10 protein-coding genes are annotated in these 14,899 nt (G+C 68.0%); 5 read left to right on the forward strand and 5 right to left on the reverse strand.

Features of this window, described 5'->3' with window-relative positions:
* Window positions 1-38 precede the first annotated feature (38 nt).
* The gene (locus tag ACEN9K_RS07570) at window positions 39-1,277 is read left to right on the forward strand and encodes a L,D-transpeptidase (RefSeq protein WP_134164538.1); all 1,239 of its coding nucleotides are present in this window, start codon (window positions 39-41) and stop codon (window positions 1,275-1,277) included.
* A 1-nt stretch (window position 1,278) separates the two neighbouring features.
* Here the strand turns inward: ACEN9K_RS07570 and ACEN9K_RS07575 are convergent, their stop codons facing one another.
* Complete coding sequence (locus ACEN9K_RS07575; protein ID WP_478222134.1) at window positions 1,279-2,079, reverse strand: RDD family protein; 801 nt, start codon at window positions 2,077-2,079, stop codon at window positions 1,279-1,281.
* Window positions 2,080-2,167: 88 nt separating this feature from the next.
* Between ACEN9K_RS07575 and ACEN9K_RS07580 the strand changes: the two genes are divergently transcribed.
* Complete coding sequence (locus ACEN9K_RS07580) at window positions 2,168-3,160, forward strand: stage II sporulation protein M (protein ID WP_478222133.1); 993 nt, start codon at window positions 2,168-2,170, stop codon at window positions 3,158-3,160.
* Window positions 3,161-3,284: 124 nt separating this feature from the next.
* Window positions 3,285-4,574 (forward strand): TIGR01906 family membrane protein, encoded by a 1,290-nt coding sequence (locus tag ACEN9K_RS07585; RefSeq protein ID WP_478222132.1) that lies wholly within the window; start codon window positions 3,285-3,287, stop codon window positions 4,572-4,574.
* Here ACEN9K_RS07585 and ACEN9K_RS07590 read toward each other — a convergent pair.
* Window positions 4,565-6,394 (reverse strand): AMP-dependent synthetase/ligase, encoded by a 1,830-nt coding sequence (locus ACEN9K_RS07590; protein WP_495635486.1) that lies wholly within the window; start codon window positions 6,392-6,394, stop codon window positions 4,565-4,567. The genes ACEN9K_RS07585 and ACEN9K_RS07590 overlap by 10 nt on opposite strands.
* Before the next feature lie 67 nt (window positions 6,395-6,461).
* The gene (locus ACEN9K_RS07595) at window positions 6,462-8,189 is read right to left on the reverse strand and encodes a dolichyl-phosphate-mannose--protein mannosyltransferase (RefSeq protein ID WP_018770144.1); all 1,728 of its coding nucleotides are present in this window, start codon (window positions 8,187-8,189) and stop codon (window positions 6,462-6,464) included.
* Between the two features lie 46 nt (window positions 8,190-8,235).
* Between ACEN9K_RS07595 and rsmI the strand changes: the two genes are divergently transcribed.
* Window positions 8,236-9,111: a 16S rRNA (cytidine(1402)-2'-O)-methyltransferase gene (gene rsmI / locus ACEN9K_RS07600; protein ID WP_018770143.1), complete on the forward strand. Its 876-nt coding sequence runs from the start codon at window positions 8,236-8,238 to the stop codon at window positions 9,109-9,111.
* Window positions 9,112-9,292: 181 nt separating this feature from the next.
* Window positions 9,293-10,792 carry an NAD-dependent succinate-semialdehyde dehydrogenase gene (locus ACEN9K_RS07605; protein ID WP_026265912.1) on the forward strand — a complete coding sequence of 500 codons (1,500 nt, stop codon included), beginning with the start codon at window positions 9,293-9,295 and terminating at the stop codon, window positions 10,790-10,792.
* A gap of 61 nt (window positions 10,793-10,853) precedes the next feature.
* On the opposite strand, the gene ACEN9K_RS07610 is transcribed toward ACEN9K_RS07605, so the two are convergent.
* Window positions 10,854-13,382, reverse strand: a complete 2,529-nt coding sequence (locus ACEN9K_RS07610) for a transglutaminase TgpA family protein (RefSeq protein ID WP_495635487.1) — start codon at window positions 13,380-13,382, stop codon at window positions 10,854-10,856.
* Window positions 13,379-14,890, reverse strand: a complete 1,512-nt coding sequence (locus tag ACEN9K_RS07615; protein WP_268002820.1) for a DUF58 domain-containing protein — start codon at window positions 14,888-14,890, stop codon at window positions 13,379-13,381. Before ACEN9K_RS07615 ends, ACEN9K_RS07610 begins: the two co-directional genes overlap by 4 nt.
* Between the last annotated feature and the right edge of the window lie 9 nt (window positions 14,891-14,899).

A 14,899-nucleotide genomic window follows, 5' to 3' on the forward strand; every position in this document is an offset into this window, starting at 1 on the left:
GCGCCCGGGCCGTTATTTTCTGCACCTAGGATCGAAACATGGAGCCTGATGTAAAGCCCCGCCGGCGGGGGACTGCCAAGAAAATCCTTGCCGTGGCAGCCGTGTGTGTCCTGGCTGCCCTGGGCGGGGTTTTCGCCGCCGTCGCCCCGGGCCTTGCCGGCGGCCCGCTTGAATCCGAAGCAGGCTCCGCACTGCGGACATCGCCGGGCATCGCTTCCCCCGTTGTTCCGCCCGTGACTTTCGACGCGGCGCCGGCCAACGGTGCAAAGCAGGTGAACCCTGCGGCCCCGGTGTCCCTGAAAGTGGGCAACGGGACCATCCAGCGCGTCACGCTCGCCAGTACGGCGGGGAAGACCATTGATGGCAGCATCGATGCCAGTGGGACGGCGTGGTCCGCCACCGGGCCCCTGGAATTCAACACCGAGTACAGCTACACCTACGTGGTCAAGGACGCCGCCGGACGCGAGACCAGCACCACGCAGTCCTTCAACACGGTGACAAGCTCCCACGAGGCCGACGCCGCCGTCTACCCGCTGAACGGCATGAAGGTGGGCGTGGGGCAGCCCCTGCAGATCATCTTCAGCGAACCCGTGACCAACCGCGCCGCCGTGGAAAAGGCCATCAAGATCACCACGACGGCGGGACAGGCCGGAGCATTCCATTGGTACAGCGACACCATGGTCCGGTACCGCCCGGAGAACTTCTGGGCAGCGAACTCCACCGTCACCATGGACATGCAGCTCTTCGGGGTTGACCTGGGCAACGGCCAAATCGCGAACTTCAACAAAAAGGTGAATGTCTCGATCGGAGACAAGAAGGTGGCCGTCGCCGATGCCACCGCGCATACCTTCACGCTCAGCGTCAACGACCAGCCCGTCAAGACCCTGCCCGTCAGCATGGGGGATAAGCGCTTCCCCTCGGCAAAGGGATATGCAGTGCTCATGGAGAAGAACCGCTTTGACCACTTCAGGGCGGCAAGCATCGGGCTGAAGCCCGACGATCCTGCCTACTACGGTGAGGCCGACGTCGAATACACCATCCGCCTCACCCTGAGCGGCGCCTACATCCACCAGGCCCTTGAATCGGCCTTTCCATACATCGGGAACGCCAACGTGTCCCACGGGTGCATCGGCTTCCTGCCCGACGGAGCGGCGTGGGTGTTCGACAACATGGGAACCGGCGACGTGGTCCAGATCATCAACACCGAGGGTGACTACGCGGCGAATACCGACGGGTTCGGCGACTGGAATATCCCGTGGAGCGAATACGACAACTAGGTCAGGTGGAGAACGGCAGACGCTGCAGCCGTTCCCCGATCTCCGTGTTCCGCCGGTGTGACAGCGACAGCCTGGTGAACTCCCTCTGCCGCCGTTCAGCCACGACGGCGGCCAGATAGTCATCGGCGCCCGTGCCCGGAGGCGGGGGCGGAGCGACGTGTGCGGACAGTTCAGCGGCGATGGCCTGCGCCATGCCCGCCCGGGACAGCGGTGCCATCCGGCCTGCCTGGCGGATGAACTGGGCGGCCCTGCGGGCTGTGGCATCCGGAATACGGCCAATATCCGCCGCTGCAGCCCACGACTGCAGATGGGGTGGAACAAAGACCCGGAGGGCCTGGTCCGCAGGTACCCGGCTGCGGACAGCATAGGTGCCTGCGAGCAGGTCGCCGAGCCGCCTGGACTTGTCGTTGAAGAGCGCCACGGCGAGGGCAAGGCCGCCGAACGTCAGATAGATCTCAAGGAACCCGGTCAGGCCGCGGATCACCGCATGCCGGAACCGGATGGCGCCGCCGTCCTCACGGACCACCCGCAGGCCCGTGGCCAGCTTCCCCAGCGACCGGCCCCGGCTCAGGGTCTCGACGGCCACGGGCACCACCACCAGGCAGAACACGACGGCGGCCAGGCCCAGGGCCCGCGCGGCTGCCCCGTCGAGGTCCGCGCCTGCGGCCGACAGGCCAATCATGACCAGCACCAGCAGGACTACGTGGACGATTGCGTCGATAAACAGGCCCAGGGCCCGGGCGGCGAAGCTCGCCGGCCGGAGCTCCAGCATCACTGCCTCGCCGGTGATTATCGGGCTCACACTGCATCCCCGCCCTTCGCATCTGGTGGTTCGAACGATCACATGGTGCAGACGGTCAAATTCTAATGCCGGGCGCTAGGCTGTAGCCGTGGACATGGATGCCTTCGCCGCCGTCAATGCGGACAAGTGGGCGCGCCTGCGTAAGCTTGCCGGCAAGGGCAGGCTCACCGGAGCCGAAGCCGACGAATTGCTGGCGCTGTACCAGTCCACGTCCGGCCACCTGTCGCTGGTCCGTTCCATGGCGCCGGAAAGCGGACTCTCCGCGTCCCTCTCGGCCACGCTGGCCCAGGCACGGACCCGCTTCACCGGCGCCCGCTCGAATGCCTTGGCTGACCTTGCACGGTTCTTCGTCGTGGCCCTGCCGGCGGCCCTGTACCGGCTGACCTGGCTGACCCTGGCCTGCGGCACCGCTTTCGTGCTCATCGCTGCCGCGTACGCCATCTGGATCGGGACGTCCCCCGAAGCCCTCCGGGCCGTGGCCTCGGAAGCCGCTGCCGCCCAGTACGTGAACGAGGACTTCGTCAAGTACTACTCGGAGAACCCGGCAGCGTCCTTTGCCGGTGCCGTCTGGACCAACAATGCCTGGATCAGCGCACAGGCCGTGGCCCTGGGGATCACCGGTGTGTGGGTGCCAATGATCCTGTTCAGCAATGCCCAGGGAGTGGGCATTGCAGCGGGCATCTTCGCGTCTGCCGGCAAGTCCGACGTCTTCTTCAGCTACATCCTGCCGCACGGGCTCATGGAGCTCACCGCCGTCTTCGTTGCCTCCGCAGCGGGCCTTCGGGTCTTCTGGGCAATGGTCGCACCCGGACCACGGACCAGGGGCCGCGCCGTCGCGGAAGAGGGCAGGTCACTGATTACGGTGGCCCTGGGGCTCGTGGTGGTGCTGTTCGTCTCAGGCCTGGTGGAAGGGTTCGTCACCCCCAGTCCGCTGCCGGCCTGGGCCAGGATCGGAATCGGGGTGGCGGTTCTCAGCGCGTATTGGGTCTACGTCCTGGTGTGGGGCAGGCGCGCCTGCCTTGCAGGGGAGCGCGGCGACCTCCGCCGCGAGGATGCCGGCTACACGGAAATCGCTGCCTGAATCGTTGTAATCCTGCCGGGGTGGTTCCTCGCCCGGCGGAACTTCCGGACGGTAGGCTCGACTGCAGAATGAATCGCACCGGCTGACTGGGACCGGTGCGGAACCCAACGGAAGTGACGCTGCTGTGAATGACGAGACACCGGCCCGCGCCAAAAGCGCCACGCCGCAGCCGGAGCCGTTCCTGGACACGTCCGGGGACTCCGACGAGCCCGCATTTTCCTGGCTGACGCCCGCTGCCGGGGACAAACCGGCCGGGAACGAACCGGCCGGGGACAAACCTGCCGCTGGCAAGCCAGGCGGAGAAAAGCCTGCCGGCGACAAGCCCGGCATCAATAGGGCCGGCCCCGACGAGCCCGGCGTTCACGCCGGCCGGAACCAGGCAGCGGCAGGAAGCAAGGCCGCCCAGCCAGGAAGCCGGGCCGACCGCAAGGCCGCGGAAGCCGCCGTCGGATCCTCCGCCAACGGCTCCTCCACCGCCGGAGCCCCAGCTGCCGCCTCCCGCATGCCCGCGGAGCACACTTCCACTGCGGGCTCCGCCGCGGCCGGGCCCGGCACCGGTTCGCCGGTCTTCAAGGAACCCCTTCCCACGTCAGCACTGCACGTCCGTCCCCCCGAGGAGGAAGTGGAGCGCCGCAACGCCCAGCGCGAAAGCGCCGCGAACGCCAAACCCGTGGCACCGCGTGTCATGCAGGTTTTGCTGGCCATCATCTACCCGGTAATCCTGCTGATCCTGGCCGTCCGGGCCGTGACCAGCCCGCTTTTTCTCTGGGTGGAGTACAACCGTCCCGGGTTCCCCGGTGACGGATACGGCTTCAACACCGACGACAGAATGACGTACGGCTCCTATGCGGTGGACTACCTGAGCAACTGGGCGGGCCCCAGGTACCTGGGCGATCTGGTGCACCGCGGCGGCGAAAAGCTCTTCAAGGACGGCGAAGTCAGCCACATGGCCGACGTCAAGGTTGTCATCCTGTCCACCTTTGGTGCCGGTGCACTGCTGCTCCTCCTGGCGCTGACCGCCATCCTGTACCTGCGCAAACGCAGCACCGGCGGGACCCGGCGCGGCCTCTTCGCCGGTTCCATCATCACGCTGGCACTGATCCTGGGCCTCGGCACGCTGGCGGCCCTGGGCTGGCAGCAGTTCTTCACCGAATTCCACCGGGTCTTCTTCGCCGCCGGATCCTGGACCTTCAGCCTGGATGACACCCTGATCCGGCTGTTCCCCAGCCAGTTCTGGATCGACGCCGGCATCGCCATCGCGGGCCTGGTGCTCCTGGCATCCATTGTGACGATGGTCCTCACCTGGCCCACGCGACGCCGCCGCGGTATTGCGCAGCAGGCAAAGCCGGCCAGGGCGGATCAGGACGAGGCGGACCGGGACAAGGCGGGGCCGGCCACGGCGGATCAGCCGTAGATTCCGGCAATCTCCGCCTGAAACTCCTGGACCACTGCGGAACGCTTCAGCTTCAGGGACGGCGTGAGGTGCCCGGACTCGACGCTGAACTCGGCGTCCAGAAGCCTGAACGTGCGCACCGATTCGGCTTTGGACACCATCCGGTTGGCCAGGTCCACTGCCTCCTGCACCGCAGCCAGGACGGCCGGATCGTTCGCGGCTTCGCTGAGGGGGAGGGGAGGAAGGCCCCGTTCGGACCGCCAGTTGGCAACGCCCTCCGGGTCCAGGGTCAGCAGGGCTGACACGAACGGTTTGCCGTCGCCCACCACCACGGCGTGGGCCACCAGTTGGTGGCTGCGGATCTTCTCCTCCAGCGGCCCGGGCGCCACGTTCTTGCCGCCGGCCGTGACCAGGAGGTCCTTTTTGCGTCCCGTGACGGTAAGGAAACCGTCCTTGTCGAGTTCACCGAGGTCTCCGGTACGGAAGAATCCGTCCACGAACGCCTCGGCGTTAGCCTCCGGATTGGAATGGTAGCCCCGGAAAACACCGATTCCCTTGACCAGGATTTCGCCGTCTTCGGCCACCCGGATGGTGGTGCCCGGGATGGGAATGCCCACCGTTCCCACTTTGGTGCGGGAAGGCGTATTCGCGGTGCATGGCGCCGTGGTCTCGGTCAGCCCATACCCCTCCAGGACGGGAATGCCTACGCCACGGAAGAAATGGGCATCCTCGGAAGCCAGGGGACTGGCCCCGGACACGGTGTATCCCACCTCGCCACCCATCGCCTGGCGCAGCCGCGGGTAGACCAGCCGGTCATAGATCCCGTGCCTGATCCGGCTCAACCGGCCCGGGCCAGGCCCCTCGCCGCGGCTGTGCCGGTCCTGTTCGCGTGAGTACTCGATGGCGGCAGCCGCTGCGGCGTCGAAGAGCCTGCCCTTGCCTGCCACAGCGGCCTTGTGGGCGGCCGTGGCCCTGACCTTTTCGAAGATGCGCGGCACCACCAGCAGGAAGGTGGGGCGGAACGTGCCGAGGTCTTCGAGGAGCTGGGCGGCCCCGGGGGTATGCCCCAGCGTTGCCCCTGCGGCAAGGCACACCACCTGGACGGCGCGGGCCAGCACGTGGGCCAGCGGCAGGAACATCAGGGTGCGGGCCTGGTCCTCCTGCAGGATCTCGGGCAGGAACGCAACGATGTTCTTGGCCACCAGGGCAAAATTCCCGTGCGTGATCTCGCACCCTTTGGGCTTGCCCGTGGTGCCCGATGTGTACACCAGGGAGGCGAGGTCGGCCAACCCCGCGCGGCTGCGGTGCCGCTCCAGTTCAGCATCACTGACTCCGGTGCCCGCAGCGGCGAGGCTGGCAAGGTCCGGGGCCTCGCCGTCGTAATCCATCCGCACCACGTTGACCAGGCGGTCGCTGAGCTCGGCGCAACCGGCCACCACGCCGCTGACCAGCTGCACCGTGGCCCGGTCACCGGCAAAGACGCGGCGGACCCCTGCGTCCTGGATGATCCACTCCACCTGGCTGGCCGAGGACGTTTCGTAGATGGGCACCGTCACACCGCCGGCGAACCAGATGGCGAAGTCCACCAGGGTCCATTCGTACGAGGTGGGCGACATCACGGCCACCGTGTCGCCGGGCTCCAGGCCCCCGGCGATGAGCCCCTTGGCCAGGGCGCTGACGTCCTGGAGGAATTTTTGCGCGGGGATATCCACCCAGCCGTTGGGGCCCTTCCGCCGGTACAGGGCGTGGGCCGGGTTGGCGGCGTGCTGCTCCAGCAGCAGGTCAGTCACGTTGCTGTTGGCCTCAAGCTCAACCAGCAGTTCCGTGCTCGCTTCTCTCACAGCAGGTCTCCGTTTCCGCTGCCATGCCGCGGCAGCGGCTCCTTCAGGTCTCTGTTGCCATCCTGCCCTAGATCCAGGATGGCATCCACATCCGGACCTTCCAGTCGACGTACGGGATGACCTCGCCGGTCCAGATCGGGTAGAAAAACGCCGACAGCAGGAGCGCCGCCGCCAGGAACAGGACCACCAGATACATGCCGGAGCGACGGCGCCACGGCGGATCCGTGGCCCGGCCCAGGACCAGCCCCAGGCAGTACACCAGGGCCAGGACCAGGAACGGCTCAAAGGACACCGCGTAGAAGTAGAACATGGTCCGCTCCGGATACATGAACCATGGCAGGTAGCCCGCGCCCACCCCGGCCAGCACTGCCCCGGCGCGCCAGTCCCGGCGTCCCACCCACCAGAACAGCAGGACCACCAGCGAGATGGCTGCTGCCCACCAGATCAACGGGTTACCGACGGACAGGATGGCGGAGGTGCACTTTTCCACGTCACAGCCCGGGGTGCCCTGGGGCGGGGATTCATAGAAGAACGACGTCGGCCGTCCCATCACCAGCCAGCTCCAGGCGCTGGCCTGGTAGGGGTGCTCGGAGCTCAGGCCCTGGTGGAACTTGTACGCTTCCAGGTGGTAGTGGACAAGGGACCGGACGGAGTCGGGCAGCCAGCCCCATTCCGCTGACGGGTTGCTCTCCGCCCAGTGACGGTAGTAGGCATTGGCCGAAAGGAACCAGCCGGTCCAGGTGGCCGAGTAGACAATGGCTGCGACGGGCACGGTGGCCGCGAAGGCGGGAATTCCGTCCCGGATCACGCCGCCGCTGATCCAGCCGCGGATGCCCGCCACCCGTCGGGCGTTGAGGTCCCACAGCACGGTCAGGAGGCCAAAGCCCGCCAGGAAGAACAGGCCGGACCACTTGGTGCCCACGGCCAGGCCCAGGCAGACCCCCGCGGCCACCCGCCACCAGCGCACGCCCAGCCACGGTCCGGCCAGCAGCGCCCGGGCCGGGGGCTGTCCGCCGTTCGTGGCGGCGGCATGGGCAAGCCGGGCCGCCAGGCGACGGCGCCCGTCGTCGCGGTCCATCAGCAGGGCTCCGAACGCGGCAAGGATCCAGAACGTGAGAAAGATGTCCAGCAAGGACGTCCTGGACATCACCAGGTGGTGGCCGTCGACGGCGAGGAGCAGCCCCGCGGCACCCGCGAGCGGAAGCGAGCGGAACAGTTTCAGGGCGATCAAGGACACCAGCAGCACCGTGAGGGTGCCGGTGAGGGCTGCGGCGAAGCGCCAGCCAAAGGGATTCTCCGGCCCGAACAGCCACATCCCGGCCGCGATCATCCACTTGCCCGCCGGTGGATGGACGACGTATTCGGGAGTGTTCAGCAGGACGTCCGGATTGCCGGCATTAAAGGAATCATTTGCCTTGTCCGGCCAACTGCGCTCATAGCCGCTCATGAGGTAGGAGTAGGCGTCCTTGACGTAGTACGTCTCGTCGAACACCAGCTTGTGCGGCACTTCCAGGCGGATGAACCGGAGGAGGCCGCCGGCCACCGCCGTCAGGACCGGGACCAGGACGAACCACAGCCGGAGCGACGGCGGATAATCCCGCCAGGACATGCCGGTACCAATGAGCCTTGCCCGCAGTGCCTCCACCGTGAACGCCTCATCAGGCCGGCTGATCCAGGGGCGGGCGGCCTTACCGCCGGGTGCCGTCCCGGTTGCCCCGGCTTCGGCCGGGGATCCCGCGGCGTTGGGTTTCCCGGGCCCCGTGGGCCGCGTCGAGGTCTGCGTCACGAGCCCCATGCTACCTTTTGCGGCTGCGGAGACCCGGCGGCAGTAGGCTTGGTGGGTGGACCCGAACCCCAGCCCCCTTTCCGAACCCGGCCCTGCGACCGCGGGACGGATCGTCCTTGCCGCCACTCCCATCGGGAACACCGGAGACGCCTCGGCCCGCCTCGTGGAACTGCTGGGCACTGCAGACATTGTGGCCGCTGAGGACACGCGGCGCCTCCACCGTCTGGTCCAAAGCCTGGGCGTTGACGTGGCGGGCCGCGTCATCAGCTACCACGAGCACAATGAGGCCACCAGGACCGCTGAGCTCCTTGACCACGTGCGCTCCGGCAGCACGCTCCTGATGGTCACTGACGCCGGGATGCCGTCGGTATCCGACCCCGGCTTCCGGCTGGTGGAAGGCGCCATTGCGGCGGGACTTCCCGTCACCGCGGTTCCCGGACCGTCCGCGGTCCTCACGGCCCTTGCGTTGTCGGGCCTGCCCACGGACCGGTTCTGTTTTGAGGGATTCCTTCCCCGCAAGGCCGGCGAACGGGCCTCCCGCCTGGCGGACCTTGCCGGGGAGCGGCGCACCATGGTGTTCTTCGAGGCGCCGCACCGGCTCGAAGCCATGCTGCGTGCGCTGCGCGAGAGGTTCGGGCCGGACCGGCCCATCGCAGTCTGCAGGGAACTGACGAAAACGTACGAGGAAGTCATCCGCGGCACTGTTGGCGAACTGCTCCAGTGGGCCGAGGACACGGAGGTCCGCGGCGAGATCGCCGTGGTGCTCGGCGGGGCTCCTGAGCAGGCGGCCGGCACCCCGGAGGACCATGTGGCTGCCGTCAATGAGCTGGTGTCCCAGGGCATCCGGCTCAAGGAGGCCGTCGCCGCCGTCGCCGAAGACGTCCGGGTCAGCAAGAGGGAGCTCTACTCGGCCGTCCTGGCGGCCCGCTAGCCGGGCCACGGTCCGCTTTCGGCGCCTGTGCAGGTGCACAGCGAAGCCGCGATTCCGCAGTGCGCATCGGCGTAGACCATAGCCATGCCCCGCAGTAGTCTGGCTGTTAATCAGCCCCATGATCCCGGTCACTCCGGCCGCGGCGATGGGCTGCCACAACCCTACTGACGAGGGAGTCATCGTGACTGTCACTGCACAGCCGGCCGTTTCCGCCGAGCGCGAAACCCGGCTTTTGGCCTCCGTTCCCACCGGGCTGCTCATCAATGGTGAGTGGCGCGACGCCGCCTCAGGCAAGACGTTCGACGTCGAGGATCCCGCCACCGGGAAGGTGCTGCTGAGCATTGCCGACGCCGGCCCCGAGGATGGTGCGGCAGCCCTCGATGCTGCCGCGGCTGCCCAGGAATCCTGGGCAAAGGTGCCGCCGCGCGAACGCGGGGAGATCCTGCGCCGGGCCTTCGACCTGGTCACCGAACGTGCAGAAGACTTCTCCCTCCTGATGACCCTGGAAATGGGCAAGCCGCTGGCCGAGGCCCGCGGCGAAGTAACCTATGGCGCCGAGTTCCTGCGCTGGTTTTCCGAGGAAGCAGTCCGGGCTTTCGGCCGGTACTCGGTCTCGCCGGACGGCAAGTCCCGCCTCCTGGTCACCAAGAAGCCGGTGGGCCCCTGCCTGCTGATCACCCCGTGGAACTTCCCGCTGGCCATGGCCACCCGCAAGATCGCCCCGGCCGTCGCCGCCGGCTGCACCATGGTATTGAAGTCGGCCAACCTGACGCCCCTGACCTCCCAGCTGTTCGCTGCCGTGATGCAGGAGGCCGGGCTGCCTGCCGGTGTCCTGAACGTCATCCCCACCTCAACGGCCGGTGCCACCACCGGGCCGCTGATCAAGGATTCGCGCCTGCGCAAGCTGTCGTTCACCGGTTCCACCGAGGTGGGACGCCGGCTGCTGGCCGATGCGTCCGAAACCGTGCTGCGGACCTCCATGGAACTGGGCGGCAACGCCCCGTTCCTGGTCTTTGAGGACGCTGACCTGGACGCGGCCGTTACCGGCGCCATGCTGGCCAAGCTGCGGAACATGGGCGAGGCGTGCACCGCAGCCAACCGCTTCATCGTGCACGAGTCCGTAGCCGGGGAGTTCGCGGAGAAGTTCGCCGCGAAGATGAAGGACATGACCACCGCCCGCGGCACCGAGCCCGAGTCCAAGGTGGGGCCGCTGATCGACGCCAAGAGCCGGGACAAAGTCCACGAACTGGTCTCCGACGCCGTCGCCTCCGGCGCGAAGGCCGTCCTGGGCGGCGCACCGGTAGAGGGACCGGGCTACTTCTACCAGCCCACCATCCTCTCCGGCGTCACCGAAGGCACCCGGATCCTCTCCGAGGAAATCTTTGGCCCCGTCGCTCCGATCATCACCTTCTCCACCGAGGACGAAGCCGTCCGCCTGGCCAACAACACCGAATATGGGCTGGTGGCCTACGTCTTCACCAAGGACCTCAACCGCGGCATCCGGATGGGCGAGAAACTCGAAACCGGCATGCTCGGCCTGAACGCCGGCGTCATCTCCAACGCCGCGGCGCCCTTCGGCGGCGTGAAGCAGTCGGGCCTGGGACGCGAAGGCGGCCTCGAAGGCATCGAGGAATACCTATACACCCAGTACATCGGCATCGCCGACCCCTACGCCGGCTAGTTCCGGAAGTTTCGCAGAAATCAAGTGCCGGCCGGGGTTTCCCCGGCCGGGCACCTGCCGTTCAGCCCTGCCCGGCCCCGCGGCCGCCGTCGGCCGCCCCCGCCTTGGAACGCCGTCCTGCCGACGGATGCCCGGGCGCCCCGGGGCGTAGGCGCGCTGCAGCGTGAAGTGCTGTGCGGATGGTCCTGCCGGCCGCAATGAACGGCATCCTGAGCAGCTGGCCCAGCCGGCGGGTGACCGACGGCGGAAGCCATGCCGCCGTCAAACGCCTGCGCAGGGTGGCGTTTGCCCGAAGGGACGCTTCCACGGCCGCAACCCCGGCTGCAATGTCGCCTTCGGTCGGGTCGGGGCCGGAGCCCTGGGAACCAGTGCCGCCCGGGCGGCCGTACCGGTAATGTTCGAACGCCGAGGTAAAGCGCGACACTGCCCCGTGCGCCTCCTGGTCCATACCTCCGGGCTCACCCAGCAGTTCAGCCCGGAACCGGGATGAATATGCCCTGGGCGTCTCGCTGTCCGCGGGGGGCAGGCCGTAGTCGGCGCCAAGATCCTTGATCTCATTCCATGCCGACGGTACGGCCAGGTCCGGTCGCCTTGGACGCAGCCGCCGTGACCTGATACCCCTCCGAACCAGGTGGGGGGCGGCCACCAGGAGAAGCAAGCCCACCAATGCGGCTGCACCAAGGAACCAGGGGGTCAATTGCGCGGAGTCGCCTGTGCTGCTGCCGGCGCCGGGGACGGCCTGGGCAGTGGTGCTGGGGGATGGGGCGGGAACCGGGGCCGTATCGGGGATGAGGCCGTCGTTGTTGCCCAGGGAATCCGCGACCGAAGGCGCTGAGGCCTCGGTTGCGTAGTCCGGGACCACCCCCCGCGACGGCGTCGGCTCGAACGGTACCCAGCCCAGGCCCTGGAAGTACAATTCCGGCCAGGCGTGGGCGTCGCGCGCATCTGCCTCGTACTCCGGGAGGGCGCCTTGGCCGGACACGGAGACCGTCGCCCCGGTCAGCCTGCCGGGGGCATAGCCCACGGCGATCCTGCTGGGGATTCCTTCCAGGCGGGCCATCACCGCCATCGCCGATGCGTAATGGATGCAGTAACCGCTCTTCTGCTGCAGGAAGTCAGCAAGGACGGAAAGGCCGTTACCGTCATAGCCGCCCTGCACCGGGGACTGCAGTGAATATGTGAACTCGGACGAGCGCAGGTACTTCTGGATGGCCAGGGCCTTCTGGTACGGCGTCCCCGCACCCCCGGCAACGGTCTGTGCCGTGGTTTTGACGATGTCCGGGACGTTGCCCGGGATGCGGGTGAAAATGTCGGGGATGCCCCGTGCGGGCCCTGAGGACTGGGCCAGGAGCGCCGCGGAAAGCTTGGGCACCGCGGAGGTCACCACGTACTCCTGCCGCCGGGTGGTGGTGTCAGTGCCCTTGATGCTCAGCGTGGCCGGATCCCAGGTCCACTGTCCGCCCAGTCCGCGGACGGTCTCGGGCGCATAGGGCGCCGGCAGGTAGGGACTGGTGAAGGACCCGGTGTCGATGGCTGTCACCAGCCGCACCTGCTCATCGGTCAGGACCGGATACCCGGGGTCGATCCGGCCGTCAAGGGGCACCCTGGAGGCGGTGCGGTCGTCCGGTCCCCACGAATCGCCGTCGAAATTGTCCACGGTGACCGATCGCAGGTAGAGGGGGTTGGGCGACGTGGTGGCGTAGGTGATCCTGCCGCTTCCGTCCGGTGTGCGAAGGCTGTTGCCCAGGGTGATCATCGGATTCAGGCCTGTGGCGGCACCCCACGGATTGAGCCGTGAACCCTGCGGGAACGTGCCTGTGTCGAAGCCGGGAATCGCCAGGGGCAGCACCAGGGTGGCTGCCAGCGCCACGGAGCCCGTCAGCACGGCCCTGCGCACCAGGCCCGGGCTTCGGGCCGAGCCGCCCTGCAACCTCCCGTCCGGGGCAAACCATTGGCTGCAGGCGAGGATCAGCAGGTAGCCCGCTACGGTGGCAACGAAACTCCATACCCCCACGCTCTGCGGTTTGATCATGGCCGGAACCACCAGCAGCGCAAGCAGGCCTGTGCCGGAGGCGGCCGGCATCCCGAGCGGAACCGCGAGTGCATCGACCAGGATGACAGCCAGGCCAAGCACGGCACAGACCACCATGACGATCCCGGCGTTGGGCGCCACGGGTGCAGTCTCTGCCAGGACAGTCTCGCTGGCCCGCCGGATCAGCCGGTCCAGGTCCGGGAGCGTGGCACCTGTAGGGACCACCCACAGGAAACTGGAGCCGCGGAAGAACGTCAACGTCAGGACGGCGCCCAGTGCCACGAATCCGCCTGCGGTGACCAGCAGGGGCTGGGCCCGGACGGAACGCAGCGCGGCAAGCGTGAATGCCACCACCAGCACGGTGGTCATCACCGGCCAGTACCAGTTCCAGCCCCGCAGGACACCGTTCAAGGACAGGGCAGCGCCGCAGACGGCCACGGTGATGGATCCCCCCATGGCCCACGGGTAGGCGCCGGCGCGCAGGCGTCCCGCAGGCATTTCATGCTGTGCCTGTGCCTCGTGGCCCGCACCCGTTGGCCGGGCCGGCGCCATGGTCATGTGGCCACCCCCGCTCCCCGCCGGACCTCTGCCGCCGTAACCACCGGCAGGGCCGGGTCCTGGTCGAACTGGCGCCACGCGGCGGCAAGCTGCGTCGCGGGCGCCACGGCCACCGCCCGCCAGCCGCCCTGCCGCAGCACTTCCAGGACATCCTGGGACTCCATGGGACGTTCCACGGCCAGGATGGCGAACGCGTTGGTGCCGTACGAAGCGGCAGGGGCCAATGCTGCGGCTTCCTCCCTCGTGATGCGACCCAGGACAGCGATCAGTGGCCCGCGCATCCGATGGGCGGACAGCTTGTCCATCAAGTGGTCGTCAAAGGCCGGCAGTCCCTGCTCCGGGCTTCCCTGTGTCCGCACTTTCGGGGCACCGGGGCGCGGCGCGTTCCTGGCCATGACACTCAGCTGCATGACACCCCGCTGCACATCGTCCCGGCGAGTGCTGTCCCGGTGAGTGCTTTCCCGGCGGGGGTGGGGCGCCCCGGACAGGTGGATGGCGGCAAGGCTTTCGGCAATGGACTGCAGGCCGGATGATCCGCTGAATTCTTCCACCGCCGGTTCCGGGGACGAGGGGGAGTGGAGGAACGCCGGTTCCCCGCCCGTGTCCAGCGCCCGAAGGCTGTAGTTGCGCTCGGCAAGGTGTGCGCTGACGGACATGGTGGCAACAACAGCCCACTCGAAGGTGTCGCTGGTGGCCGGCGCATGCCCCTCCGGCACGGGCAGGCCCGGCATCGACGTGCCGGAGCCCCCGCCGAACGCACTGGCCCGATGGTCCAGGATGATGGTGGCTTCCGGCGTGGTCACGGACTCCTCCTGCCTGACCATCAAGGACCCATGCCGTGCCGTGGCAGGCCAATGGACCCGTCGCATCGGGTCACCGTGGCGGTATTCCCGGGTCATGATGTCGTCGTCGCTCGGGTTTGCCCGGACACGGGTGGCGGTGACGCCGTCGTTCCCCCGCGCTCCCGCCAGCCCGGCGGCAGGCAGGACGACGGATGCCGGCGTCACGGTGAGGATGTCGCCGTCGTCAATCGCCTGCCGGTGCAGGGAGAGGCCGAAAGGGTCGGTGAACTCGGCCGTGACCGGGCCGATCCTGAACTGCCCCCGGTACCTGGACGTGAGGTGGTATTCGTAGCGGCTTGTGCCGCCGGTGGCCGAACGGGACGGGAACCGGAAGGACGGCGCGTGGCCGAAGTGCGCCGGCAGCCGCTCCTCCATGGCAACCCGTCCGCTGCCCGGGCCCGTCCTGGCCACGGCAAGGTGGACCGTCGCCGGGGCGGAGGTTTCCACAGGGGAGGGATTGAATTCGCGGTAGACGCGGAAGCGCGGCTTGACCAGCCTGACGCCGGCAAGGGAGACGAGCGGCAGGACCAGTAGCAAGATGGCAAGTGTCAGGAGGTCCCGGCGCCCCATGACCTGGGCCGCGGCCAGCGTGAACGCCCCGGCTGCGAGCATGCCCCAGCCGCGCCTGGTGAACAGGTGCCGCGGAAGCTTATCCAGCAGGGCCATGGTCCGTGC

The sequence above is a fragment of the Pseudarthrobacter sp. Pseusp20 genome (genome assembly GCF_059492155.1).

Bases quoted from the DNA above. Each gene is read 5' to 3' on its own strand.
- ACEN9K_RS07570 (WP_134164538.1), top strand. From the start codon at position 39: ATGGAGCCTGATGTAAAGCCCCGCCGGCGGGGGACTGCCAAGAAAATC.
- ACEN9K_RS07595 (WP_018770144.1), bottom strand. From the start codon at position 8,189: ATGGGGCTCGTGACGCAGACCTCGACGCGGCCCACGGGGCCCGGGAAA.
- ACEN9K_RS07610 (WP_495635487.1), bottom strand. From the start codon at position 13,382: ATGACCATGGCGCCGGCCCGGCCAACGGGTGCGGGCCACGAGGCACAG.
- ACEN9K_RS07615 (WP_268002820.1), bottom strand. From the start codon at position 14,890: ATGGCCCTGCTGGATAAGCTTCCGCGGCACCTGTTCACCAGGCGCGGC.